This is a genomic window from Spiroplasma endosymbiont of Dactylopius coccus, assembly GCF_977110965.1.
Map to the genome: position 1 here is coordinate 1,254,801 of NZ_OZ373019.1, position 26,393 is coordinate 1,281,193.

At 24.6% G+C, this 26,393-nt stretch carries 33 protein-coding genes and 1 pseudogene; 28 read left to right on the top strand and 6 right to left on the bottom strand.

All coding sequences use genetic code 4. From position 1 onward, the window contains the following. Nucleotides 1-53 precede the first annotated feature (53 nt). A pseudogene (locus ACXUB0_RS07920) lies at nt 54-221 on the bottom strand (IS256 family transposase); the annotation flags it as partial. A gap of 75 nt (nt 222-296) precedes the next feature. Between ACXUB0_RS07920 and ACXUB0_RS07925 the strand changes: the two are divergent. The 7 genes from ACXUB0_RS07925 (at nt 297) to ACXUB0_RS07955 (ending at nt 5,452) form a co-directional block, all read left to right on the top strand. After that, nucleotides 297-1,417 (top strand): IS3 family transposase gene (locus ACXUB0_RS07925; protein ID WP_458258325.1). Its coding sequence is split into 2 segments (ribosomal slippage): nt 297-573 and nt 573-1,417, totalling 1,122 coding nucleotides; the frame shifts between segments, so codons are not numbered across the junction. Between the two features lie 303 nt (nt 1,418-1,720). Next, on the top strand, nt 1,721-1,969 hold the full coding sequence (locus tag ACXUB0_RS07930) for a hypothetical protein (protein ID WP_252319347.1): 249 nt from the start codon (nt 1,721-1,723) through the stop codon (nt 1,967-1,969). A gap of 60 nt (nt 1,970-2,029) precedes the next feature. Then, nucleotides 2,030-2,728 carry a hypothetical protein gene (locus ACXUB0_RS07935; protein WP_458258326.1) on the top strand — a complete coding sequence of 233 codons (699 nt, stop codon included), beginning with the start codon at nt 2,030-2,032 and terminating at the stop codon, nt 2,726-2,728. Between the two features lie 82 nt (nt 2,729-2,810). After that, nucleotides 2,811-2,945: a hypothetical protein gene (locus ACXUB0_RS07940; RefSeq protein WP_458258327.1), complete on the top strand. Its 135-nt coding sequence runs from the start codon at nt 2,811-2,813 to the stop codon at nt 2,943-2,945. Between the two features lie 124 nt (nt 2,946-3,069). Next, nucleotides 3,070-4,190 (top strand): IS3 family transposase gene (locus tag ACXUB0_RS07945; protein WP_458258328.1). Its coding sequence is split into 2 segments (ribosomal slippage): nt 3,070-3,346 and nt 3,346-4,190, totalling 1,122 coding nucleotides; the frame shifts between segments, so codons are not numbered across the junction. Between the two features lie 25 nt (nt 4,191-4,215). After that, nucleotides 4,216-4,957, top strand: a protein-coding gene (locus ACXUB0_RS07950) for an IS5 family transposase (RefSeq protein WP_458258807.1) whose coding sequence is annotated in 2 segments (ribosomal slippage) — nt 4,216-4,437 and nt 4,439-4,957 — 741 coding nt in all. Because the reading frame shifts where the segments join, the coding sequence is not laid out codon by codon here. Nucleotides 4,958-5,038: 81 nt separating this feature from the next. Next, complete coding sequence (locus tag ACXUB0_RS07955; protein WP_458258329.1) at nt 5,039-5,452, top strand: hypothetical protein; 414 nt, start codon at nt 5,039-5,041, stop codon at nt 5,450-5,452. A gap of 70 nt (nt 5,453-5,522) precedes the next feature. Here ACXUB0_RS07955 and ACXUB0_RS07960 read toward each other — a convergent pair whose 3' ends face one another. Then, on the bottom strand, nt 5,523-5,777 hold the full coding sequence (locus ACXUB0_RS07960) for a hypothetical protein (protein WP_458258330.1): 255 nt from the start codon (nt 5,775-5,777) through the stop codon (nt 5,523-5,525). Nucleotides 5,778-6,513: 736 nt separating this feature from the next. On the opposite strand from ACXUB0_RS07960, the gene ACXUB0_RS07965 reads away from it, so the two are divergent. The 19 genes from ACXUB0_RS07965 (at nt 6,514) to ACXUB0_RS08055 (ending at nt 21,946) form a co-directional block, all read left to right on the top strand. Continuing rightward, the gene (locus ACXUB0_RS07965; protein WP_458258331.1) at nt 6,514-7,002 is read left to right on the top strand and encodes a hypothetical protein; all 489 of its coding nucleotides are present in this window, start codon (nt 6,514-6,516) and stop codon (nt 7,000-7,002) included. Between the two features lie 22 nt (nt 7,003-7,024). Beyond that, nucleotides 7,025-7,417: a hypothetical protein gene (locus tag ACXUB0_RS07970; protein WP_458258332.1), complete on the top strand. Its 393-nt coding sequence runs from the start codon at nt 7,025-7,027 to the stop codon at nt 7,415-7,417. Nucleotides 7,418-7,812: 395 nt separating this feature from the next. Further along, the gene (locus ACXUB0_RS07975; protein ID WP_458258333.1) at nt 7,813-8,631 is read left to right on the top strand and encodes a hypothetical protein; all 819 of its coding nucleotides are present in this window, start codon (nt 7,813-7,815) and stop codon (nt 8,629-8,631) included. Between the two features lie 360 nt (nt 8,632-8,991). Beyond that, the gene (upp, locus tag ACXUB0_RS07980) at nt 8,992-9,618 is read left to right on the top strand and encodes a uracil phosphoribosyltransferase (protein WP_252319382.1); all 627 of its coding nucleotides are present in this window, start codon (nt 8,992-8,994) and stop codon (nt 9,616-9,618) included. A 161-nt stretch (nt 9,619-9,779) separates the two neighbouring features. Further along, nucleotides 9,780-10,028 (top strand): hypothetical protein, encoded by a 249-nt coding sequence (locus ACXUB0_RS07985; protein WP_338978516.1) that lies wholly within the window; start codon nt 9,780-9,782, stop codon nt 10,026-10,028. Further along, nucleotides 10,029-10,835: a F0F1 ATP synthase subunit A gene (locus ACXUB0_RS07990; protein ID WP_458258334.1), complete on the top strand. Its 807-nt coding sequence runs from the start codon at nt 10,029-10,031 to the stop codon at nt 10,833-10,835. It begins immediately after the preceding gene. 26 nt (nt 10,836-10,861) lie between these two features. Further along, entirely contained in the window at nt 10,862-11,155 is a 294-nt protein-coding gene (gene atpE / locus ACXUB0_RS07995; RefSeq protein WP_458258335.1) for an ATP synthase F0 subunit C, read from the top strand. 33 nt (nt 11,156-11,188) lie between these two features. Then, a complete protein-coding gene (atpF, locus tag ACXUB0_RS08000) occupies nt 11,189-11,716 on the top strand; it encodes a F0F1 ATP synthase subunit B (protein ID WP_458258336.1) in 528 nt (175 codons plus the stop codon). A 12-nt stretch (nt 11,717-11,728) separates the two neighbouring features. After that, nucleotides 11,729-12,271 (top strand): F0F1 ATP synthase subunit delta, encoded by a 543-nt coding sequence (locus ACXUB0_RS08005; protein WP_458258337.1) that lies wholly within the window; start codon nt 11,729-11,731, stop codon nt 12,269-12,271. A gap of 11 nt (nt 12,272-12,282) precedes the next feature. Continuing rightward, nucleotides 12,283-13,866: a F0F1 ATP synthase subunit alpha gene (gene atpA / locus ACXUB0_RS08010; protein WP_458258338.1), complete on the top strand. Its 1,584-nt coding sequence runs from the start codon at nt 12,283-12,285 to the stop codon at nt 13,864-13,866. Between the two features lie 27 nt (nt 13,867-13,893). Continuing rightward, nucleotides 13,894-14,745, top strand: a complete 852-nt coding sequence (atpG, locus tag ACXUB0_RS08015; protein WP_458258339.1) for an ATP synthase F1 subunit gamma — start codon at nt 13,894-13,896, stop codon at nt 14,743-14,745. A gap of 17 nt (nt 14,746-14,762) precedes the next feature. After that, a complete protein-coding gene (gene atpD / locus ACXUB0_RS08020; protein WP_252319366.1) occupies nt 14,763-16,325 on the top strand; it encodes a F0F1 ATP synthase subunit beta in 1,563 nt (520 codons plus the stop codon). 14 nt (nt 16,326-16,339) lie between these two features. Then, nucleotides 16,340-16,657 (top strand): F0F1 ATP synthase subunit epsilon, encoded by a 318-nt coding sequence (locus ACXUB0_RS08025; protein ID WP_458258340.1) that lies wholly within the window; start codon nt 16,340-16,342, stop codon nt 16,655-16,657. A gap of 5 nt (nt 16,658-16,662) precedes the next feature. After that, a complete protein-coding gene (locus ACXUB0_RS08030) occupies nt 16,663-16,893 on the top strand; it encodes a hypothetical protein (RefSeq protein ID WP_174480957.1) in 231 nt (76 codons plus the stop codon). Nucleotides 16,894-17,158: 265 nt separating this feature from the next. Continuing rightward, entirely contained in the window at nt 17,159-19,216 is a 2,058-nt protein-coding gene (locus ACXUB0_RS08035) for a PTS transporter subunit EIIC (protein WP_458258341.1), read from the top strand. 103 nt (nt 19,217-19,319) lie between these two features. Beyond that, nucleotides 19,320-20,003, top strand: coding sequence for a hypothetical protein (locus ACXUB0_RS08040; protein WP_458258342.1), 684 nt, complete (start codon nt 19,320-19,322; stop codon nt 20,001-20,003). Between the two features lie 284 nt (nt 20,004-20,287). Then, a complete protein-coding gene (locus ACXUB0_RS08045) occupies nt 20,288-20,968 on the top strand; it encodes a DNA alkylation repair protein (RefSeq protein ID WP_458258343.1) in 681 nt (226 codons plus the stop codon). A gap of 158 nt (nt 20,969-21,126) precedes the next feature. Next, complete coding sequence (locus ACXUB0_RS08050; protein ID WP_458258344.1) at nt 21,127-21,324, top strand: hypothetical protein; 198 nt, start codon at nt 21,127-21,129, stop codon at nt 21,322-21,324. Nucleotides 21,325-21,484: 160 nt separating this feature from the next. Next, nucleotides 21,485-21,946, top strand: coding sequence for a hypothetical protein (locus ACXUB0_RS08055; RefSeq protein WP_458258345.1), 462 nt, complete (start codon nt 21,485-21,487; stop codon nt 21,944-21,946). Between the two features lies 1 nt (nt 21,947). On the opposite strand, the gene ACXUB0_RS08060 is transcribed toward ACXUB0_RS08055, so the two are convergent. Together ACXUB0_RS08060 and ACXUB0_RS08065 are read right to left on the bottom strand one after the other, a co-directional pair. Continuing rightward, nucleotides 21,948-22,331, bottom strand: a complete 384-nt coding sequence (locus ACXUB0_RS08060; protein WP_458258346.1) for a hypothetical protein — start codon at nt 22,329-22,331, stop codon at nt 21,948-21,950. Beyond that, nucleotides 22,294-23,070 carry an Mbov_0401 family ICE element transposase-like protein gene (locus ACXUB0_RS08065; RefSeq protein ID WP_458258347.1) on the bottom strand — a complete coding sequence of 259 codons (777 nt, stop codon included), beginning with the start codon at nt 23,068-23,070 and terminating at the stop codon, nt 22,294-22,296. The genes ACXUB0_RS08060 and ACXUB0_RS08065 overlap by 38 nt, the downstream gene beginning before the upstream one ends. Before the next feature lie 297 nt (nt 23,071-23,367). Between ACXUB0_RS08065 and ACXUB0_RS08070 the strand changes: the two genes are divergently transcribed. Both ACXUB0_RS08070 and ACXUB0_RS08075 read left to right on the top strand, forming a co-directional pair. After that, a complete protein-coding gene (locus ACXUB0_RS08070) occupies nt 23,368-23,625 on the top strand; it encodes a hypothetical protein (RefSeq protein WP_458258348.1) in 258 nt (85 codons plus the stop codon). Nucleotides 23,626-23,742: 117 nt separating this feature from the next. Then, nucleotides 23,743-23,937 (top strand): hypothetical protein, encoded by a 195-nt coding sequence (locus tag ACXUB0_RS08075; protein ID WP_458258349.1) that lies wholly within the window; start codon nt 23,743-23,745, stop codon nt 23,935-23,937. Here the strand turns inward: ACXUB0_RS08075 and ACXUB0_RS08080 are convergent. Beyond that, complete coding sequence (locus tag ACXUB0_RS08080; protein ID WP_458258350.1) at nt 23,934-25,955, bottom strand: hypothetical protein; 2,022 nt, start codon at nt 25,953-25,955, stop codon at nt 23,934-23,936. The two genes, ACXUB0_RS08075 and ACXUB0_RS08080, sit on opposite strands and share 4 nt — an antisense overlap. Continuing rightward, nucleotides 25,906-26,388 carry a hypothetical protein gene (locus ACXUB0_RS08085; RefSeq protein ID WP_458258351.1) on the bottom strand — a complete coding sequence of 161 codons (483 nt, stop codon included), beginning with the start codon at nt 26,386-26,388 and terminating at the stop codon, nt 25,906-25,908. Before ACXUB0_RS08085 ends, ACXUB0_RS08080 begins: the two co-directional genes overlap by 50 nt. Nucleotides 26,389-26,393: the final 5 nt, after the last annotated feature.

A 26,393-nucleotide genomic window follows, 5' to 3' on the forward strand; every position in this document is an offset into this window, starting at 1 on the left:
AAAAGACTTAGTGAGGCTTTTTAGAAATCTGTGTATCTTTGTTTTACAAAGTACTAGTTAAGATTAATTCTATCTTCAAATTTTATCATAAAATGAGCAATTGCTGTATTTCAATTTTGAATGGGCATTGTTCATTTTTTTGTTATATTTTCAATTGCTAAATAAAATGTTTTCAATTCTTCCATATCATTAGGAAAAACTTTTTTATTTCTGATAACTTTGGATGGGTTACACTTTATTGGACACTAATTACGTAGACAAGTGAACAAATTAGTGAAAAGAAAGGAAGTATAATTATGGCCAATATTAACTCATATTCAGATGAATTTAAAAAACAAATAGTAGCTTTATATCAAAGCAGTAAGTCAGTGTCTTGTCTTGCTAAAGAGTACAATGTTACAAGAGCAGCTACTTATAATTGAATTAAGCAATTTACTAATTCAGGTAGTTTTAAAACTAAAGATAATCGTTCTGTTGAAGAAAATGAATTAATTAAATTAAGAAAAGAATTAAAACAATTAAGAATGGAAAATGATATTTTAAAGCAAGCAGCACTAATAATAGGCAGAAAATAAAAATTATTGTCAAAAATAAAGTTAAATATAAAATTCGCACAATGTGTCGTTTTTTGAAAATATCTAAATCAACATATTATTTTAACTTAAAGAAAAAAGAAAATAAAATCAAAAATAATATGTATGATGAAGCTGTTATTAGTGCTTTTAAAGAAAATAAAGAAGTTTATGGTACTAGAAGATTAAAAAAAATTTTAGAAAACCAAGAAATTTATTTGTCACGCAGAAAAATTAAAGAAATTATGAATAAGCATAATTTAATATCAAAATACACTAAATTATCATTCAAAAATCATCATAATAAAGTCAATAATAGTCAAATAACCAATCTTGTTAATAGAAACTTTAATAATAGGGTTAAAAACGAAGTTATTGTTAGTGATTTAACTTACGTTCAAGTTAATGGTAAATGAAACTATATTTGCCTATTAATAGACCTATTTAACCGCGAAATTATTGGACATAGTGTTGGAGTTAAAAAAGATGCATTACTAGTATATCAAGCATTTATGCAATCAAATCGATGTTTAAAAGATATCCAAATATTTCATAGTGATCGAGGTAATGAATTTAACAATAAAATTATTAATAATCTTTTATTAGCATTCAATATTACTCGATCTTTAAGCAAAAAAGGTTGTCCTTATGATAATGCTGTTGCTGAAGCAACTTTTAAAACTTTCAAAACTGAATTTATTAATGATAAAAATTTTACATCATTAATCCAATTAAAATTAGAATTATTTGATTATATCAATTGATACAACAACATAAGAATCCACAGCACTTTAAACTACTTAACTCCTATCAAATATCAAGAACAAGTGTCTACCAAAAAATAGTCCTAAAAAGTGTTGCCATTCCAATGAACAATCACAAGCATTAGATTTTACTGTTGATGATATTAGAGCAGTAGGATTAGATAAGTTGGATAATATATTACAAACTGAAAAGAAAGAAACTGAAAATACTGTATGCCGTACTTGTTATTATAGAAATAAATATTCTAAGAAAAATAAGAAAGATGTTAAAATAGAGTAAACCTATATTATTGGTCGGAGCCAACCAGAACCTTGGTTGGTTGGCCGTGGCGTTTACGCCACTGGGGTGAGTTGCGAAGCAACTAGATTATTAGGAGCAAAATTATGGCAAAAAAACACTTTAAATTTAATACTTGAAAGTTTATTCAATTTACTGGCTTTTTTTTAATTACTTTAGGAATTATATTTTCTTTTTCTTCTTTTAAAGTTAGCCTATTGTTATATTTTGGTTTAGTATCAGTATTAATAGGTTCTATTAATATTTTAATTTACTATATTTTTATTGGAACAAATAGTTATAAAAAATATTCAAGAAAACAAAATAATAATAAGTTAATAATCAAAAATAATTAAGAAATATAAAGTTAAAACTAAGAAGATTAGTTTTTTCGAGAGAATAATAGGTGAAAAACTATGAGAAAAATATTAAAAGTATTTAAAGCGATGTTTTTAACGAACATTATTTCTTTACCACTTATTGCATGTGATAAGGTAAATGATGCAAATCAAAAATATGTTGATATTAGTAATATTAATATGGGAGTTACTAATGCTCCTGTTGAATTAAATAAAGATATTTATAATACAGCTTTAATTAAATTTAAAACTAAAGTACAAACTGAAATTAATAAATTAGTTCCAGAAGGAAAAAAACCAGAAAATGGAACCGATTATAAAATAACAATTGTTAATCATAATGATATGTATGCTAAAATTGATAAATTTGAATCACTTGCTGTTAATGTATCTGCTTCAAATAATAGTAATTTTTTAAAAGGTAGTTTTAATGCTTGTGTAAAATTAGTATCAAAAGCTAAAGACATTAGTAATGTTAATATTGATAAGCAAGAAGAAAAAATTAAAATTAATACCACTACTTTTGGTGAAGCAATTGCTTTACGTTGTTTATCATTAATTGAAAGTAAAATTAATGCTATTGTTCCAACAGCAAAACAAGATAGTGACTATATTGTTAATGTAGAAGGTCATACTTTATCAGAATCTATTAAAACATTTGATGATGTTCATATTAATGTTAATGCTATTGAAGATGATTATCATTTTTTATTACATGGTAGTTTTAGTTTTGTCTTAGATTTTGTTAAAGATTAATTTATATTATTTTGGGTAATAAAAAAGAAAACTTGATTTTCATTATTATCATAAAAATAAAGTAGTATAGTATGGGGTAAGCATGTCAGAAGTAGAAAAATTATTAACAATGAATTATGAAAATGTTTGTAATTTTTTAAAAAATAAATATGGATGTATTTCAAAAAATTATTTTTCAGATGCAAAAATGTCTAAGAACCTGTTTGGAATCTTTTAAACATAATTAAACTAAAAAAGGGAATAATTATTTCTAACCTGACAGTTATGGATGGGTTACACTTTATTGGACACTAATTACGTAGACAAGTGAACAAATTAGTGAAAAGAAAGGAAGTATAATTATGGCCAATATTAACTCATATTCAGATGAATTTAAAAAACAAATAGTAGCTTTATATCAAAGCGGTAAGTCAGTGTCTTGTCTTGCTAAAGAGTACAATGTTACAATAGCAGCTACTTATAATTGAATTAAGCAATTTACTAATTCAGGTAGTTTTAAAACTAAAGATAATCGTTCTGTTGAAGAAAATGAATTAATTAAATTAAGAAAAGAATTAAAACAATTAAGAATGGAAAATGATATTTTAAAGCAAGCAGCACTAATAATAGGCAGAAAGTAGAAATTATTGCTAAAAATAAAGTTAAATATAAAATTCGCACAATGTGTCGTTTTTTGAAAATATCTAAATCAACATATTATTTTAACTTAAAGAAAAAAGAAAATAAAATCAAAAATAATATGTATGATGAAGCTGTTATTAGTGCTTTTAAAGAAAATAAAGAAGTTTATGGTACTAGAAGATTAAAAAAAATTTTAGAAAACCAAGAAATTTATTTATCACGCAGAAAAATTAAAGAAATTATGAATAAGCATAATTTAATATCAAAATACACTAAATTATCATTCAAAAATCATCATAATAAAGTCAATAATAGTCAAATAACCAATCTTGTTAATAGAAACTTTAATAATAGGGTTAAAAATGAATTTATTGTTAGTGATTTAACTTACGTTCAAGTTAATGGTAAATGAAACTATATTTGCCTATTAATAGACCTATTTAACCGCGAAATTATTGGACATAGTGTTGGAGTTAAAAAAGATGCATTACTAGTATATCAAGCATTTATGCAATCAAATCGCTGTTTAAAAGATATCCAAATATTTCATAGTGATCGAGGTAATGAATTTAACAATAAAATTATTAATAATCTTTTATTAGCATTCAATATTACTCGATCTTTAAGCAAAAAAGGTTGTCCTTATGATAATGCTGTTGCTGAAGCAACTTTTAAAACTTTCAAAACAGAATTTATTAATGATAAAAATTTTACATCATTAATCCAATTAAAATTAGAATTATTTGATTATATCAATTGATACAACAACATAAGAATCCACAGCACTTTAAACTACTTAACTCCTATCAAATATCAAGAACAAGTGTCTACCAAAAAATAGTCCTAAAAAGTGTTGCCATTCCAACATAAGATCAATTTTAGAAAATAGCAAAAAGAAAACAAAACCAAGAAATTTAGATTTATATGAAGTATTTTGTGCAGTTTTATATGTATTAAAAAGTGGATGTCAATGAAGAATGTTACCAAAAAATTTTCCAAAATGACAAACTGTATATTATTATTTTCAAATTTGAAGTAAAAATAGTGATAAAGAACCTAGCACTTGACAAGTAATTTTAAAAAAAATTAGTTAGAAAAGTTCGTATCAATAATGGTAGAAAAGAACAAACTAGTTTTTGTATAATTGATTCACAAAGTGTTAAGAACACAGATACTGCTAAAAATAAAGGTTATGATGCTGGTAAAAAAATTTCAGGAATAAAGCGTCATATTGCTGTTGATTCTCAAGGTTTACCGCATACAATTTACATAACCACAGCAGAAAAAACAGATCGTAACAGTGCTATAATAATGATTGAAAATGAAAAAGAAAATTTATCTAAAGTTCAAAAAATACTAGTAGATGCTGGTTATACTGGTGAAAAATTTGCTTTTAAAATCAAAACAATCATAAATGCAAATGTTGAAGTTATCAAACGTAATGAATTACATTCTTTTGTATTATTGCCAAAAAGATGAGTTGTAGAACGAAGTTTTGCATGATTAGAAAAATGCAGAAGATTATGAAAAAATTGTGAAAGAAAATTAAATACTAGCTTACAAATGGTTGTTCTTTCCTTTATTTCAATTTTATTAAAAAGATTTTAAACAGGTTCTAAGAAATCACAAGGAATAACAAGGGGAAAAGAAGGTTTATATATTCATCATATTGATGAAGATAAAGCAATTTTGTTATCTACTCCCAAATGAGCTCAAAAGTCACCATTTGCCTATCAATATGCTGATCGATTAGTTTATTGTAATTTATTAGAACATTTGGTTTTACATATTAAAATTTTTGAATATCCTCATCCAAATAAACATAATTTTATGGAAGTTGATGTTGGTGGAATTTATGCTTTTATTGTACCTGAATTAAATGATATTTATAGTGGTATTCAATATAAACAACCATGAAAACAGAAAGTTACTGAAGTTGTTTTACCATTAAAAGAAGATTATTTTAAATGTATTAAAAAATTAGTAGAACTTGGGTTTTCTTATCCTTTGCTTACTTCTTTTAATCATCAATTTGGTACATGAAATAATAGAAATAATAATAGGTTATATGAAGAAATGAAAAAAATGGGTGTTAAACAGTAACTTTTTTTTATTGTTATTTAATCATAAATAAAAAATGTTAGTAAATTACCAACATTTATTTTTATTAAGTTTATGAAAAAGTTAATTGACAATGATTTTGATTAATTATTGGTAATTGTTCACCATTAATACTTGTTATATCGTTATTTCTTAATAATGGAGTTCTTTCAGATATTTGTTGTTCGTTATTACTTTCAACATTAATATCAGAAATATTTGTTGGAAAACATTTATCATAAATATTTGAAATGGAAGTGCTAATTCCATACCCTAGTTTAGAACCTAAAAATGCTCCAATAAAAGTTGAACCTGTTATACTAACCATTATTCCAAAGAGTGCCATTCCTGCTTCTGGATCATGTAAAGCTTCCTTATTTTTTGAAATTAAATCATAATAAAATAACTTATGCCACTTAGTGCTGCACTACCACCTAATATTCCACCTGTATATGTAAAGTATTTTTGAATTTTTTTCATTTTTTCTCCTTTCAAAATAAAAAAACTATTTATTTTAAAATTAAAATAATAGTTTAAAAACTTGTATGAAGTTTTATCTTTTAATTTTAACATAAGATTTTTTTTGATAAAAATAAGACAAAAATTACTATTAATAGTTTATTGTAAATATATAATTTTCTATATCAATAAAAGAAATTTATTAAATTTATATTTTAGATTTTAATTTTTTAAAATAAAAACAAAGTTATTAAAATAAAATTTATAAATTATATTTTTATTTAGTTAATTTTGAACTATAAGAATGTTATTAACAATTAAAAAAATAATTTTTGAATAAATCTTTTATCTTTTTTCGTTATTTTTATTGTTATTTTATGTCAATATCGAGTGAAAATTTCCCAAAAATATTTATTAAAAAATTAAATTATTTTGGAAAATTACAGTGTTAAGTAAATACAAATTTCAAATAACCCTTAAAAATTTTAGTTCCTTGTTTTATACAGGAACTTTTTTTTGTATAATTTAATTAAACTTAATATAAGTTTTTAACTCACTACTTTAATTTTAAAGTAATTGAGTTTTTATTTTGAAAGGAAGATTTTATGAATAAAATTATATTTCGACAAATGTATAAAAATACTTATAAAGTAATATTTAAAGAACTAATAGAAACTAAAAAAATGATTGATTTTATAGAAAAGTCTAAATTCAAATGTAACGATAAGGGAGAACCAGAATTTGATGGTCTTGATAAAGAAGCTATTAAAGAGTTATTTGGTCTTATGTGAAAAGATAGATTAAGTGATGAAAAACAAAAATTTGTTAATTTAGGTGCAAATTATATTAATCAATCACCTATTTTTCAAAATAAAAAACAAGAAAGAAAATTTTTAATTAATAAAAGTGAAATACTAAAACAGATGAATTTGTTTTCAAATAAACCTTGTTTAATAACAGGAAACATTTTTAATCCTAAATTTCTAAAATCAAACGAAACTTTTTCATTGAATTGTAAAAATGAAATAAATTCTATAGATTTGCAAAATCAACTTTCAACAAGTAATACTAAATTAAACTCAGTAAAAATTTAAATTATTAAGGACTGAAGTTATTATGAAAAAGAAAATGAATCCAGAATGAGAAACAATGTTTTTAGAAAATAAAGAACAAAAACAAGATAGTATTGAATTAAAAAGAATAAATACTAATAAAAATGAAATTGGTATTGAAGCCTTTGATTATTTTAAAGATGAAATTAATAAATCGAAAAAAATAAATGACAATTTATTTATAGAAAATATAAATCAAAAAGTAAATTATTTAAATAAAAAAAATAACAATCTTATAGTTGAAAATAAGCAAATTAACGAAAGATTAAAACATTTAGACAAAAAACTTTTGAATCTTAAAAAAATGGCGTTGGAAATTAACCAAATAGAAAATAAAATATCAAAAAATATTAAATATTTAACAAGTACCACTAAACCAAGATCACCAAAAATGTAAAAAATAAGATATTGTAATTACAATATCTTTTATATTTAAAATCAATTTTAAGATATCTAATTTGCTTATATACAAACGATTTAAAAATTTATATGGTTTGGTATTAAAAAAATCTCTAATTAGAGATTTTTTTAAATTAAATATTTGGTAGTATAAAATAACTTCACTTTTGGAAAATTAAATTGTAGATATATTCCAAATAAATTCCAAAAACTTTAGTTCCCCAATTTTATAGGAACTTTTTTTGTTTTTTTTAAAAAAAGATTGTAAAATATCCAAAATTTGTTAAAAAATAAGAAGAACTAAATATTAGTTTTTAACCCATTGATTTTGAATTAAAGTCAATGGGTTTTTTATAAAATTGAAATAAAATAAGAAGAGGTATGAAAAAATATATGAATACAGAAAAAATATTAGAATTAGTTAATTCAGAAGAAATAAATGATTGAATGAATCTTTTCAAACAAAAAAATGAAAAAGAAGAAATAAAAAATTCAGAATATATGGAATTATATAATAAAAATTATAATTTAAATTATAATTTTGAATTTCTTGAAGAAGAAAAAATATTAAATATATTAGAAGAATTAGATAAAAAAATTAGAAAAAAAGAAAATTCAAAAAATAAAATTGCAAAAAAATATCAAAAAGCAACCGAAAAAAGAAATGAAAAGTTAATGGGACAATATGAAAATATAATGAAAGAAAAAAATAAAAAAATTAAAGCATTAAATTTGATTAAAGAAGAACATTTAGAAAAGATTAAAGATTTAGAATTAAAAAGATGTGAATTACTAAAAAATAATGATAAAAATGAAATTTTTTTATCAAAAGAAGATAGAGAAATACGAAATCTAGAAAATAAAATATGAAAGAAAGTATTAGATGATTATTTTCAAGATAAAAATCATAGAATTCTTAAATTAAATCAATATGAAAATTGATTTGGTGAATTTAAAATTAAATCACTAAAAATACAAATAGAAGACATTAGTTTTGAAAAACGTTTAAAAACATTGTCAGACATAGTTAAAACATTATATCATGATGTTTCTAGAGACAAATTATTTTTAGAAAGAGAAAACATAAAAACTGATGGTTTTGAAGAAATAAGTCTAAACTCTTTTGATGATGAAGGTATTGGAGAATGAATAAATTCGATAGATTTGCAAAATCAACTTTCAACAAGTGGATATAAACCAAGTTTATCATAAATGTAAAAACGAGAAATTGCTGTTGCAATCTATTATATTTTTAAAATTAATTTTAAGGTACCAAATTTGCTCATAAACAAACGTTTTAAAATTTTATATCGTTTAGTATTAAAAAAATAAAAATCTCTAATTAGAGATTTTTTAAAATTAAATATTTGGTAGTATAAAATAATAACTTCACTTTTGGGAAATTTTTACTCGATAACTAAAGAGAAATTTTTATCCGATAATGACATTTATTGTTATTTTATTGATTTATAAATTAAAAGGCGTAAAATTTCATATTAGTATATATTTTAAATTATTGAAAATATACGCATTAAAGATAAAGGAGTGTTTTTAGTGAAAAGTAGTAAAAATCTGTTTATTGTTAATCATCCTTTAATACAAGATAAATTAACAAGAATTAGAAATCACTTAACCCAAAAAAAAGATTTCAAAGAGAATTTAAGCGAAATTGCAACGTTAATGGCTTATGAAGTATTTAAAGATATTCCTCTTGATGAAATTGAAGTTGAAACACCCATTACTAAAGTTATTGGTAAAACATTAACCAAGACAATCATTCTTTCTCCGATTTTAAGAGCAGGATTAGGGATGACAAATGGATTTGAGTATGTAGTACCTAATGCAATTATTAGTCATGTTGGTCTTTATCGTGATGAAGAAACTTTAAAACCACAAAAATATTTTTTTAAATATCCCAAAAATATTAAAAATATAAGTGATGCATTAGTATTTATCTTAGATCCAATGCTTGCTACTGGTGGTACTGCTGACGCTGCTATTAAAGAATTAAAAAAAGTAGGTTTTAAAAATATTACTTTAGTTTCCATTGTAGGAGCACCAGTAGCTATTAAGAAAATTAATCATAATCATCCTGATGTTAAGATTTTTTTAGCAGCGTTGGATAAAGAATTAAATGATGATGGTTATATTGTACCTGGATTGGGTGATGCTGGTGATCGAATTTTTGGAACTAAATAAATATTTTAATGGAAAAAATTAGAAATAACCTTTTTCTTTCAATACTTTTTACAATGTTATGCTACTGATTATTAATTAATGTAGGATTAATTATAACTGTTATAATTAATACAAACCATTGGTTATTAATTGCTGGATTTAATATTGGTTTTATAGGAAGTATGATTGGGTTATGCTTTTTATATTTATCGTCAAAATGATTAACCAGCGGAATACATTTAAAACAAACCTTAGCATATTTTGGATTCTTATTAAGAATGTTAATTTATGGTTCAATTATAGTTTTGAATATTTTCTTTAACTTTGCTAATATTTTTACTATAATTGCCGGAATGTCAATATTAATGGTTGCTACTATTACTGCAACATTATGTGTATATCAAAAAAATAACTTAAAAGAAGGAATTTAAATGGAAACTTTAGCTGGATTGGAAAGTTGGAATTATTTACAAATTATGCCACAATTGGTAACAATTTTGATAACAACAGTCTTTATCAGTGTTATTAGTTATATTTATTATTATAAAGTAAAACGAATGAAGCCTGATGAAGATCCAAGAGGTGTTGTTTTAGTTGTTGAATTAATAATTAAATCAGTTGAAAAAATTGTTGTTGATGTTCTTGGCGTAAAGTATAAAAACCTGACAGTTTATTTGTTATATGTAATGGGTTATATTTTAATTGGTAATTGATTATCGATTATTGGTCTTGAACCACAGTCATCAATGTATACTGTTACTTTATCAATGGCATTAGTTACTTTTATTGGAATATATTATATTGCTATTAAATTTCAGAAACTTTTATTTTTTAAAAAATTTATTATTAACCCTCTAGAATTAATTACTCAATTTGCACCTTTGATTTCTTTATCTTTTCGTTTATTTGGTAATATTTTAGGTGGAAGTATTATTTTGGCAATGCTTTATGGGGTAACTGCTAATATTTGAAGTAATATCCCAATTATTGGTCAGATGAATTTATTAATTGGTGTAATTGGACCATTCTTACATATTTATTTTGATTTATTTGCTGGAAGTATTCAAGCCTTAATTTTTGGCACCTTAACTCTTGTTTATTGGAAGTTACAAATGGAAGAAGTAAGTTCTCATAAGGGAGAACTTACTATTAAATTACCAAGAAAACTTCGTAAACAACAAGCAATAAATCATGAAGAAGAAATTTATACCGAACGTTCAATTATGGAAAAAAAATAAAACACAAAAAGGAGAATTTATTTATTATGGAACTATTAACAACAGTAATGACACATGTCTTTCATTTTTTAAATCATTTAGCAACCGATCCTAATTCTTTAGTGAGTTTAAAGTTTGTTGGAGCTGGAATTTCAACTATTTCTTGTGCAGGAAGTGGAATTGGTCAAGGTTTTGCTGCCGGTAAAGCTGTTGAAGCGGTTGCTCGTAATCCTGAAGTAGAATCTAAAATTAGAACACAATTTGTTATTGGTGCAGCTATTGCCGAATCAGGTGCTATTTATGGATTAGTTGTTTCTCTAATTTTAATATTTGTAGCATAAGGTATTAAAAAATATTAAAAAGTAGGTGATTTTATGAATTTTAATTTCAATGATTTAGTATCAGGTGATGATATTGTTAATCAATTATTTCCCAATCTTCCTGTTTTTATTGATCATATTTTTGCAACATTAATTTTATTAATGGTACTTTGAAGATGAGTTTATGCTCCGTTTCGTAAGGCTTTACATTCGCGACATTTAGTAATTAAAGAAAAACTTGATGATGCTGCTTGCAAGCAATCATTAGCTAATCAAGATCGTGGTGAAGCTAGTCAAATATTAAAAGCTGCTAAAATTGAAGCTCAGGAAATTATTGCTAATGCACAAAATGATGGTTACAATAAGCGTAAACAAATTATTGATAAAGCGCAAGAAGAGAGTATGCGTATTACTAATCAATCAAATCGTGATTTAGTTCGTGCTCGTAAAGAGGCAGAAGCAAAGATTAACGAAGAAATCAAAGTAGTAGCATTAGAAGCAGCTAAAAAAATTATTGGTGCTGAAATGAATGCTAAAAAACATGAACAATTAATTACTGATTTTATTAAGAATTTGGAATAGTGGTGAAGTTAAATGATAGATGAAGGATTAGCTAATCAATGAAGTAATGGTCTTTTTCAATTAGCAAGAGAAATAAAAAAAATTACTCAATTTGCTGAAGAAAGTAATAAATTAATTGATATTTTTACTACTTATCCAGAATTTATTGATATTACTAGTAGTAGTAATATAACTATTGAAACACGTAAACAAATTATTAGTGAAACTTTTAAAAATCATATTGAGCCATATATGTTAAATTTTTTCTTTTTGTTGATTGATGAACATCATTTCCGGTGTGTTCGTTTCATTTTAAAAGAATTTCGCAAATTATGTAATGAATATCAAGATGTAAACTATGGCATTATTTATTCAGTAATAGAACTTTCAAACCAACAAATAAATCAAATAAAATTGAAAATTGAGAAAGTCATTAAACATAAGATTAAAGTCGTTAACAAGATTGATAAATCATTAATTGGTGGTATTAAAGTTAAAGTACGGAATCAAGTTTTTGATGGTTCCGTTAAAGGTCAAATTGATCAATTAAAACAAGAATTATTAAGTCATGAATAGAGGTAAAACAAATGTCCTTAAACGTTAATCAAATTTCAGAAATTATAAAAAGCCAAATTAAAAATTATGGTAAAAAAATTAGTGCTAATGAGGAAGGTATTGTTGTTACTGTCGGTGATGGAATTGCGCTAATTCATGGTTTAGATAAGGCTGTTAATGGTGAATTAGTATTTTTTCCTAAAAGTAATATTTATGGTATGGTTTTGAGTTTAGAAGAAACTGCTGTTGGTGTTACTTTAATGGGGGATGACACAGGTATCAAAGAAGGAGATATTGTTAGTAGAACAGGTAATGTTGTTGAAACACCAGTTGGTAATATGCTTTTAGGAAGAGTTGTTAATGCACTAGGGCAAAAGATTGATGGTAAAGGTCCAATTAAAACTACGAAAACTAGACCGATTGAAAGAATAGCGCTGGGTGTGATGACTAGAAAATCTGTATCAGAACCTTTAGCAACAGGATTATTATCAATTGATGCAATGATTCCGATTGGCAAAGGTCAACGAGAGTTAATAATTGGTGATCGTCAAACTGGAAAAACAACGATTGCTATTGATACTATTATTAATCAAAAGGGTAAAAATGTCTTTTGTGTTTATGTTGCTATTGGTCAAAAAGCTTCAACTGTTGCTCAAATTGTTGATAAATTAACACAACTAGGGGCAATGGAGTATACAACTATTGTTGCTGCTACTGCTAGTGAAGTTGCTCCTTTGCAATATATTGCTCCTTATACAGGAGTAACTATTGCCGAAGAATGAATGGAAGAAGGTAAAGATGTCTTAATTGTTTATGATGATTTGAGTAAACATGCAGTGGCCTATCGTGCTATTTCCTTATTATTAAGACGACCACCAGGAAGAGAAGCTTATCCAGGAGATGTTTTTTATCTTCATTCACGTTTATTAGAGCGTGCAGCTAAATTAAATGAAAAACATGGTGGTGGGAGTATTACTGCCTTACCTATTATTGAAACACAAGCCGGTGATATTTCTGCATATATTCCTACTAATGTTATTTCAATTACTGATGGTCAAATTTTTTTAATGTCAGAATTATTTAATGCCGGAATTCGTCCAGCAGTTGATGTAGGTTTATCGGTTTCACGGGTAGGTTCATCAGCACAAATTAAAGCAATAAAACAAGCAGGTGGAACATTAAAATTAGAATTAGCACAATTTCGTGAATTACAAGCTTTTTCACAATTTGGTTCTGATTTAGATGAAAACATTAGAGCTGTTATTGAACATGGTAAACGTGCCATTGAAATTTTAAAACAAAAACAAAATGAGCCATTAAATCAAATTGATCAAGCAATTATTTTATTAGCAATTAAAAATAAGGTAATTAAATGATTACCAGTAGAAATGATGGATTCTTTTAAAAAGGAAGTAATAACTTATTTTCAAAAACAACAACGAAAAAGTTATTTAAAATTACAGCAAGATCAAGCGTTTAGTGAAGAGTTACAAGTGAGCATTAGTCAAGGCATTATGCAGGTTGTTTATAATTTGACCAATAAGCTAAATGACTATAATCCTAAAATATATGGTAGTCTTGAAGAATGGGAAACATTAATTAAAACATTCAAATAATGTATTAGGAAGGTAAGGTGAAATATCATGGCTCAAAGCATGGAACAAATTAGACAAAAAATTAAATCTGTTAATACTAGTTATAAAATTACTAAAGCAATGCAACTAGTATCAACAGCTAAATTAAAAAAAGTAGGTAAAAGAATTGAGATGATTAAACCTTATTATTCTGAAGTTTATGATGCATTCAATCAATTAATACCTAAATTAAGTAATTCAATTTATTTAAAAACAAAAGATCAAGTTATTAATAAAGCAATATGAGTCGTTTTTAATTCTAATTTAGGATTATGTGGTGGTTTTAATAATAATTTAAATAAATTAGTACTAGAACAATATCAACCACAAGATGAAATAGTTGTTATTGGTAGTAAAGGAGTTTCATACTTTACTAATCATCATTGTAAAATTATGCAATCTTATACTGAAATTAACATTCAATCATCATATAATGATTCGCAAGAGATATCTTTGTTGTTACTTTCTAAGTTTAATAATAAAGAAACTGATGCTATTAAAATTGCATATACAAAATATGTAAATACGGTAACAACAATTCCAACAATTATTGATTTATTACCAATTGTTTCTATTAAAACTAATCAAGAAAGTAATTTAATTCAAACTGATTTTGAACCAGACGCTAATACTGTTATTAATAGTGCTATTCCTTTATATGTTGGTGCCATTGTTTATGGTGCATTAGTAGAATCACAAGTGTCAGAGCAAGCATTACGAAGATTAGCAATGGAAAATGCTTCAAATAATGCCAAAGAAATGAAAGATAAATTATTAGTAAGTTATAATCGTGCCCGTCAAGGTGCTATTACCCAAGAAATTTCAGAAATTATTGGTGGCGCTGATGCCCAATCATCATAATAAAGGAGTAAACTAAAATGAAAAATGCAACTAGTAAAAAATCTATAACAATTAAAGAAAAAAATGTTAGTGATAAAAACTCTTTAAAAAAAGATAACACTAAAGTTATTGCTAAAGTAAAAGCAAAAGTGACTAAAAAAGTAGTTAATAGCAAAGAAAGTGTTAAAACTAGTAAACAATTACCAACTAAACGAAATATTGGAAAAATTGTTCAAATTTCAGGTCCAGTTATTGATATTCGTTTTAATGATAATAGTTTACCTAATTTAAATAATGCTATTAGTATTGATAATAATGGTCAAAAATTAATTGTTGAAGTTGCAAAACATATTGGTGATGATAGTGTTCGTTGTATTTCAATGGGTCCAACTGAAGGATTACTACGTGGTCTTGAAGCAGTTGATTTAGGAATACCAATTAGTGTTCCTGTTGGTGAAGAAGTTTTGGGTAGACTTTTTAATGTATTGGGTGAAGTCATTGATGATGGTAAAGAACTTAAAACTAAATTAAAATATCCTATTCATCGTACACCTCCTAGTTTTGATGAATTACAATCAAAATCTGAAATTTTAGAAACAGGAATTAAAGTCATTGATTTATTAGCACCTTATGCTAAAGGTGGAAAAATTGGTTTATTCGGTGGAGCTGGAGTTGGTAAAACAGTTTTAATTCAAGAATTAATTAATAACATAGCTAAAGAACATGGTGGTATTTCTGTCTTTTCAGGAGTTGGCGAAAGAACACGTGAGGGTAATGATTTATATTATGAAATGCAAGAGTCAGGTGTTATTAGTAAAACTGCTTTAGTGTTTGGTCAAATGTCAGAACCACCAGGTGCTAGAATGCGTGTTGCATTAACTGGTTTAACAATTGCTGAATACTTCCGTGATGAAAAACAACAAGATGTATTATTATTTATTGATAATATATTTCGTTTTACACAAGCTGGTAGTGAAGTATCAGCTTTATTAGGAAGAATGCCTTCAGCAGTAGGGTACCAACCAACATTATCGACAGAAATGGGTGCTTTACAAGAACGTATTGTATCAACAACACGTGGTTCTATTACATCTGTACAAGCAGTATATGTACCAGCTGATGATTTAACTGATCCAGCTCCTGCGACAACATTTACTCACTTGGATGCCAAAATTGTTTTAGATCGTAATATTGCTGCTTTAGGGCTTTATCCTGCTGTTCATCCTTTACAATCTTCATCAAGAATGTTAGATCCTGCTATTGTTGGTCAAGAGCATTATGATGTTGCGCAAAGAGTTATTGAAACAATTCAACGTTTTTCTGAATTAGAACCAATCATTGGTATTTTAGGAATGGATGAGTTGAGTGAAGAAGATAAAAAAATAGTAGCTAGAGCAAGAAGAATTCGTAATTTTTGTTCACAACCATTTCATGTTGCTGAAAAATTTTCGGGTTTAAATGGTATTTATATTCCGATTAGTCAAACTGTTAATAGTTTTAAACAAATTTTAGATGGTGAATGTGATGATTTACCAGAGCAAGCGTTTTTATATGTAGGAACTATTGAACAAGCAATTGAAAAGGCAAAGAAATTGAGATAATTGAAGGTGATAGTATGGCATTAAATCTTAAAATTATTACTCCTGATGGTATTTTTTTCGATGGAGAAGTACAGTGAGTTAATGTTAAAACAACTGAAGGATATGTTGGTATTCTTGAATGGCATACACCTTTGATTGCTAATATTCAAATATCGAAAATGTCATTTAAAATTAAAGAAAAAATTCGTAATTTAACGATTTCTGGTGGACTTTTGGTAACTGATTTACATATGGTTCGTATTATTAGTAATAAAGTTGAATATACATCAATTTTAAAAGAGCAAGAAACAAAGGTATTTGATGAGCGTATTAAAAGGGTTAGTGGAGGTTAATAAATATGCATGATTCACATTTAATAAAATGAATAATTGAAATAAGTATTTATCTTTTTAGTTTTATTGCTAGCGGATTTGCTGTAAAAGCAATTCCTTTTAATAAATTTCTTGATCATAAAAGAATAAAAGAATCATGAATTTTATATATGTTAACAACTTTAGTTTTTACTTATTGTATTGGTACGTTAATTATTAAATTTATTGGTTTAGATATTTGGTTTAATTTAAATTAATACTTAAAATTAAAAAAATAAAAATAGTAAGTGTTTTAAAATACTTACTATTTTTTTAATTACAATATATTATTAAAATTTATAGTAGTTATTGATAATACCTATATATATTATAAAATTTCTCCGAAATTACAATTATAGTAGTAAAAAAATCGTTTTTATTTATTTTATTGTTGTTTTTACTATTATATATATATATAATATTTTTATCTGTATAGAATAAAATTCTCATCTGTATAGAACAATATAGAATGGAGGTGAGAAAATGAGTAATTTTTTTCATAGTAAACAAACAACTCCTGAGGATAAGAAAAATCCTAGTTTTACTTTTAAAGGAACTTTCAATAAATTAGGTGGCAAAATGTTTGGCAAAATGCAAAACTTATCAAGAGCCATTGTTTTACCAATAGCTACATTACCAATAGCTGGCTTATTGTTAGGAATTGGTGGTGGTGGTGCTAGTGCTTTAAAGCAATTACCTAATCATGATAGTCTTGTTGGTATTATTAATATTTTTTCAATTATGCAATCAGCCGGAAACGTTGTTTTTGCTAATTTAGGATTGATTTTTGCTATTTCTATTGCTTTTGGTTTTGCAAAAGATAGTAAAGGTGTAGCTGCTCTTTCTGGATTTATTACTTTTATTGTTATGACTTCAGTTATTAGTGGCATGTTTTTTTGAAATCCTAAAACAGGAATGTTGGGATTTGATCCATGAGGTTTAGGTGAAGGTGCAAAGATTACTCCAGAAAGTGGTAAATCTTCTGGTTTATTTTCTTCTGTCTTAGGATTATTTCCTACGTTTGATACTTCAGTTTTAGGTGGCATTCTTGTTGGTTGATTAGTATCAGTTGTTCATAATCATTCATACAATATTCGTATGCCAAGAGTATTAGTTTTTTTTGGTGGTGAACGTTTTGTGCCAATTTTAGCTGTTTTTGTTGGAATAGGAATGGGATTAGCTTTTTTCTTTATTTGACCAATGTTATTAATTGCTTTTAGAGAAATTGGTAATGGCTTAGCAGCTGGTATGAATACAGGTCAACTTACCGATGGACAGTTAACTGGTGATAATTTTCATCCAACAGTTGGTGGAGCGTTTATTGCAATGTTTTTTGGAATTACTGAACGTTTATTAATACCAACAGGATTGCATCACGTTAATTATGCACCTTTCTGATATACTGGAATTGGTGGTACGTGAACTAATGGATCTGAGACATTTGTAGGAGCGTACAATATTTTCTTTGGACAATTTGCTTCTAATGCAGTAGGACACATGAATCAAACACCAGGAACAATGTTTATGAGTGGGCGATTTGCATATATGCAATATGGTTATCCATTTGCAGCGCTTGCTATGTGAATGTTAGCACGACCAGAAAATAAAAAAATGGTTGGTGGTATTTTAGGATCTGCTGCTCTAACTTCTTTCTTAACAGGAGTTACAGAACCATTGTTGTTTTCGTTCTTATTTGTAGCACCATTATGTTTTGTTTTCCATGCATTTATGGCAGGAATTAGTTTTATGATGGCGTATTTATTAAATATAGTTGTTGGTCAAGGTTTTGCTGCTGGATTTATTGACTTTTCTTTCTTTGGAATATTACCAAGTATTCTTGGTAAAGAAACAAGCTTCTATTGAGTATTTGCTACTGGATTAATTATGGCACCTGCTTATTTCTTTGGGTTCTATTACATTATTAAGTGAAGAAATTACAAAACTTTAGGTCGTGAAGAAGGAGAATTAGCAACCAACTTAGCTTTACAAAATGTTGAAAGTTCTTTAGATAAGTCTTCAAAAAAAGGTAGAACAAAAGTAGAAAATTTATTACTTGGACTTGGTGGAGCATTAAATATTATTGATGTTAACGCTAAAGATAAAGTATTAGTTGCAACTTTAAAAGATGCAAATATTTATTCAAAAGCTTTATTAAGATTAAGTGGAACTAAAAATATTAAAGTAATTGCCAATAAAGTTGAAATTACTTATCTTGATGGTGCAGAGTCTATTCATAAAACTTTACAAGCAGAAATGACAAAGAAACAAACATCAACACCTGATACTAATAAAGATAAAAATAATGATATGTTAGAAAATATTTTTAAAGGTCTTGGTGGACGAAGTAATGTTAAATTATTAGACAATTGTGCTACAAGATTGCGTGTTACAGTTTTTGATGAAACTAAAGTTGATGATAATATTTTAAAATCAACTGGTGCAGTTGGTATCTTTAAAAAAGGTACAGCTATTCAGGTAATTTATGGGCCACAAGTAGGTAATATTAAAAATGATTTATTAAAAACTTGAACTCCAAAATAAACTATTACTAAAATAAAAAAATGAGCAACTTTTTGAGTTGTTCATTTTTTTATTTTTAGTTACGGATAATGTTAAAATTATAATATAGGATGGAAGGAAAACTATGTTTTTTGATGATGAAGAAGAAAAGTTAGAAGAAGCTAGGTATGAAGAAATACAAACAAATATACAAAATTTAACATTAACAATTGATGTTAATATTGTTATTAAAGATTTATTTAAATATATTAAATTAAAATGTACACAAAAAATTAGAATTATGGATATATTAGCATTGTTTTTATCAATATTTTCAATAATTCTTTCAATATTATTAACTGTTATTGATAAAACTGATCAAAAAATTAGTTTTGAACTTCGAAAATTATTGTATGCGGTAAATATATTTAAAGATTTAACGGTGGTAATGGTATTAGTAATTGCATTATTTATGATTATTTATGAGATTAAATATTGAATTAAACAAAATAAACAATTCAAATCTTTTTATGCAGCAAATGCTGATTTTACACCTGAAGAAATTGTTTCGGAACTAATGGATCTTAATAATATTTTTAGTTTTAAGCATTGAAATGAAATTTCATTCCATATTAAATACTATAAAAAATGTAAATCATTTAAACGACATGCAATTTTAATCGCTATTTTTGATTATTATCAATTGCCAATTAATAAATGAAATTTAATGTATTTAAATCAAACAATTAATTATTTAAATAAAAAACATTTTCGTCATATTCTTAGAACCTGTTTAGGATCTTTTTTAACTTATTTTTGATTAAATTAATATCATAAATGTTATTTTATAGTTGAAAAATAAATTTTTAATCGATAAGTTGTCAAATGATAAAATCTTTTTAACAAAAAAATGACAAAGAAAATAAAATGTTAATTAACTGTCAGGTTAGAAATAATTATTCCCTTTTTTAGTTTAATTATGTTTAAAAGATTCCAAACAGGTTCTTAGATTATGCATATTTAGTTGTTTAGCAATAATAATGATTATTTTAATGAGTACTTTCCCTTCAATATTTTTAAGATAAAATATTTTATATAGATAGAAAGGTATATATGGAAAAATTTAATGAAGAAATAAAAATATTAACGACAATTTTTATTAATAATGCTAATATCAATACTAAAATTAAACAAGAAAAATTTTTAATCAATAATTTTGAATTTTATGGAATTTTAACTAGTAAACGAAAACCATTAGTAAAATTATTTTTAAATAAATGAAATAAAAATTTATCGTTAGTAAATAAAAAACAGTTATTTGAAACATTATATTTACAAAAAAATCGTGAATTTCAATATACAGCAATGGAATTTTTAAATCTTTGATGAAAGAAAAACTTAAGTTTTAATGACTTAGATTGGCTTTTATCGATAATTAAACATAATATTTGATGAGATATTACTGATTATTTTGATAATATTATTGGTGTTCTTATATTTAGCAACAATAATATTAGTGTTAGAGATCAATATTTATTTAAGTTAATAAATGATAGTAATTTTTGAATTCAAAGAATAGCAATTCAATCACAATTAATGTTTAAAGAAAATACTGATTTTAATTTACTATTTGCATTAATTAAGCCATTGTTATTAACAACAAATTTTTATCTAATACGTTCTATTGGTTGAGCATTGCGTAATGCCAAACGAGTTAATTCACAAAAAATTAATGATTTTATTAAAATTAACAATGTTAGTCAAAAAATAATTGTTGTTATTGATGAACATTAAAATTAAAATTGCTTATAAATAATATTTATAATAATATTCTTAAAATAGTGTAAGATTCACTTAATAGATAGAGAAAAATATTAAAATATAAATATAAGTTTTTGACCTATTTACTTTATTTTAAAGTAAATGGGTTTTTATTTGGAAAGGAAAAGCACATGCCTAATAATTATTCATTGATTGTTAAACCTCTTTTACAAGAAGAAGATATCATTAATAGTAATATTTCATTTTTTAAGACTTTACAAGTAGAATCTAGTACAACAATGATTTCAATAATACCTTCAATAAAAATATCAATTTTAACAGATCATGAAATAAAAACGGGAGATTGTCAAAAATCCGGAATAAATTAATTCATATAGTCTTATTATTTTTTAGACAAGAAATAATTTGGATTTTTATGAAATTGTACATTCATCTTACTATTTTTTAAAAGATAATACAACTAAAATACTTATAATTAAGTTTAGTAAGTGTTAAACTTATGAAGTAATATTTAAGGAGAATTTAAAGATGAAAATTAAAACACTGAAAAAATTACAGTTAATAACTGTATCACTATTTATTTTAACTATTTTAATTATAATTAATGGACTATTATTACTTGGTTTATTTCACGGAAAAGAAGTAGTAACTGTTAAAAATAATTATTTATTTAAAAATACAAAACGTTTAATATATGAATATAATGGTTTTACTTTGTGAAGTAAATATAGTTGATATTACATATTAACCAATAATAATATTTCTTTTAAAGATTTTGGAAATGAATATATTATTGATAATTATTATAGTTATCCTTTATTATGGTTAAAAATTGCAGTTATTTTTTCTACAATTGTAGTTCCGATTTTTGTCTCTATAATTTTGTCATTAACATTCTTAATTATTGGTTTAAAAAGAAAAATAAAAAATAATAATTTTTGAGATGCTATTGCAAATTGTGAAATAATAAGTAATTATTACATTCATTAAATTATGTTTCTAAATTTATTTTATTACATTTAAAAATAACCATTTTAATGTAAATACTAATATTATATGTTCTATTACCAAGCATTTCTTTTAAAACATGTCAAATATTAGTTTCAGTAAAGCAACCTATATTTCACTTTGCACCTTGATTTTCAATACCTTGTTTATTATTTTTAAAATACTGTTTTTTTAATTTTTTATGATTATCTAATTCTTTATATAAATAGTTAATTAATTCATCATATTGACCATTATTAATTAAATTTTTACAGTGATTATATTCTTTTAAATATTTTCCTTTATTTCCCGCCATTATTCCAAGATATAATGTTCTAATTAAATGAAATTTATCTAAAACAAACTGTGCACCTAAATAATCAGGCAACTTCTTTAATTCATCCTGCACTATCACCACAAATAATAATTTTTGCTTGTTCAATATTTTCATAAAATTTTTGACAATGCTCTTTAACAAATTCAGCAGTCTTTTTAACTCCAATTACTGTTCTTGTTGGTCTTATAATTGCCTTTACTCTTTTATTTTGTACTTTGTGATTAATATTATCTGTATATGTTACTATTAATCGCATAGAGTGTTTTATACCTTTACGTTTAAAATTTCAAAATTTTCGATGACCATCATCAATTGCTACAAAAATAGGTTGATTTTTTTCTAATTTTACTTTTTCTGGATTTGCTTCAATTACTTCTAAATTTTTAAAAATTCTATGAACAGTACTAACACTAATACCTGCTTTTTTACAAATAGCACAAATATCATGATATCTTTTTCCATCAGCAAAATATTCAATAATAGTTTGTTCAACATCTTCACCAATTCTTTTATATTTAGGTAATTTTAGTCATTCATCAACTAAACAAACACGAACTCATTTTTGTAATTCTTCATTAAAATATTCATAAATTCTTCTTTTATAAGTTACCATTCCATATAATGTTTTTCTTGTTCGATATTGATAATCAACAATTTTATATTTCTTTTTATCTCTTGTTTTAAATATTCTTCAATCTCATTTTTCTAATTTATTTGTTATATGTTCTAAAACTAGTTTATCAATTTTGGCATATTGTTCTCTAAAATTTCATTTATAATTAAAATCCATATTATTCTCCTAACTATTTTTTAAAAATCTAAATTTATTGTAAATATTTTTAAAATATTAATTTACTTGTTTATTATATAAATATATAAGTGTAATTTAAAATTAAATAAAAATTATTTAAAAAACAACTTTCATATTTAACATATAATAAACAATTTCAATATAATTAATAGTATAGGTCTCATAAAATAAACACCATTTATTTAGGCGTTATTTTGCATTTAAAAGCATACTTGTAAAAATAATCAAAAATAGTACAATTTATAAGTAAAATCAAGGAAAAAAGGAGATAAAAAAATGGGATGTACCAGTTATCACTATTTATTTTTAAATACAAATCAAAATTTTAGAAATAAAACAATTATTGATAATCCACCAACATATGAAGAAATATTAAAACAAGATAAAAAATCATTACCAACATATGAAGAAGCAACAAATAATTTTGAGATAGGAATTGATGCTTTTGATTATTTTAAAAATGAAATAAATTCTATTGATTTACAAAATAAAAATTCAACAAATGAATATAAATCATTTTTTTTAAAAATTTAATAAAAAATAAGGAGTAATTTAATATGAAAACATGAATAAAAACAAATTTAAGTAAAATAACATTAGCATTAGCACTAACTGGTGCAACAACTGGAACAATAGGATTAATCATGGGGGGTGCTTACCCATGAAAGTAAAAAATTAGATTATTATTTAACACCAGATGGACAAGCAATACATGGAAGCAGTATTATATGATGAAATAAAGCAATAAGTCCTGACAAAACATACTTGTATTTTGCTTGAAAACCTACTAATAAAGAAGACATAAAATGGGATGGTACTTATACACCAAATTACTTTAATAATTAAATTTCTAAGTTAATATAGGTAATATTTTCGTTATATTTATCAAATAAATTAATATTTTTTAAAATTATTTCTTGTTTATCAGTTACTAAAATTAAATCATAATTACCAGCACCAAATATTCCACTAATTTCAATCCGATTTAAGTTATTAATCGGGTTTTCAATTTGTAATTCAAATTCATTATTATTATCAATTTTTGATATTTCTTTATAAAATTCTAATTTAGAAAATAATTGAAATTTATTTGAACCATATAAGTTTAATGCGATTTCAATCTTATTATTTTTAATAAGCGCTCTTGTAAAGTATTTTCCATATTCACCATTACCAAGAGTCCAATCCGCTGGAATTAATGACGGAATGTTATTACTTTCTAATTCATTTGTAATAGATAATCAATTAAATTGGTTATCATCTAGTTTAAACAATTCGTTTTGACTGATATCATTATTTTTTAATTTAACATTATTAATATCTGTAAAATCAAAGTATGCAGATTTTAATAATACTTTTGCGTCTTTAAAATTTCAAATTTCACCAGTACCAGTATGAATAGGATTTGATTTTAATTCAAAGTAATAAGGTAATAAAATTTTGTTATCATCATTTAAACCTTTATTAATTGACATAATTGAATAAATATTATTTGATAACATAATAACTATTTGTTTAAATATTTTTATTTGTGGTAAATTTATGTAATTAGGATAATCTAATTTTCATTGTTTCAATAAATTAGTAATTACATCTTCTGGTTTTTGTCCTTCGAATTTTTGTCTTAATTCTGCTATTTTATTGGAAGGATTACCATTAGTATACTGTGCACCATCAAAGTTTCTATTATAACTATATGTATAAGTTAGCATATCTAATAATACTTTTTGTAAACTATCAATTGGTGGTCTATCTTTTATTTCTAGTTCAACATCATGAAATTTATTAGTTGTAGAAATAAATAAATTATAGTTACCTACTAAAAATCATGACTCTAATTTTTTATCTTTTAATTCTAATTCATCAGATAATGGTCATACTTTTGAATTTTTAGTAACATCATAACCAATTTTAGCATTAGTTACTCTTGCATTATTAATAATTTCTTTTCTTGTTTCACTTCCACCACCAATAGCAATTAAATCTAAAACTGATTTTTCTTGTCCTATAAATTGTTTTGCTAAATTTCAAGGTAAAATTTGTTCACTAAATCATTGTTCTAATATTCTAACTTTTGGTTGAGTTTCAATAGGCATTGATAATAGCGGAAATGCTATCTTATCTTTGACAAATAACTTAGGGTATACTTCCATATTGTCAACTTCACCAAGTACCTTTATATTGCCAAAAATCATGCTTCTAGGTGCTTTAATTTTTAAACCAGTTACTTTGATATCTTTATCTAATGGTTTTTGTAATTTAATAATAATTGGATAGCCATCTCTTGTTTTAAAGTCTTTAATTTTAATAATAGTAATACTTTTAGTACTTCTTGTTTTTGGATTTTGATAAGGCTGAGAATAGTTATTAATGATATATAAATTATCAATATTAGTTTCAGTCAATGGTTCATTAATAGATACTGCATATAACTTAAATTGATTTAATAAATTTATTTCTTGAAAAATTAAGTTTTTAATATCAGTCATACTATATTCAATAGTATTATCATTAATATTTGTACTTGCTCTTTGATTTAATTGCATAGTAAAATCTGATGTTTCAACAGCAGTAGTTTTTAATACTTTATCAATATCAATAAAACCTATTTTAATAGTGTTTGCTGAAAATTTTAAACTATTATTTTCATTATTTTTAAATAAACGTTCAATTTCATAAATATAAATTGTTCTTTTTTTAAATTCATCATATGCTCTATTAATATCTGGGTCACTAGTAGCACCCATCATATTTGTAAAATCATAAGGAATATTATCAATTAAATAATCATTTTCTACTTCTGCTTGATTAAGTTTAGTTTGTTTCTGTGGAAACTTCGTTTGTGGTTTGTTGTTGTTTTCCATTGTTCTCTCCTATTAATTGGTTATTTTCGGGATTAAATAATTGTAGTTTAACTGTTAAATTATTAATTTCTTGTTCATCATTAATATTAAATGTTTTACTATTTAATAAATCTTTATCTAAACGTACTAATATTTGAATAAATTTAAGAATATCAATATTAAATTGTCATAATTTTTGTTCAATATAATTAATAGTTGAAATATTTACAGCTGTACTTTCGGGAACTGATTGTTGTGCTGACTTCTTTTGACTTGGTATATGAATACCACAACGTTTAAATATTTCATTAACATTTCAGTCGTATATATCAGTTAAATTTTTACCTTTAAAATTACTACTTGTCATATTGATATTTTCGTTTTGTTCATTATTATCTCCACCACTTTTAAATATATAGTTTTTAGTAACCAAAGTTCTTACTGCATCTTCCATTAAAG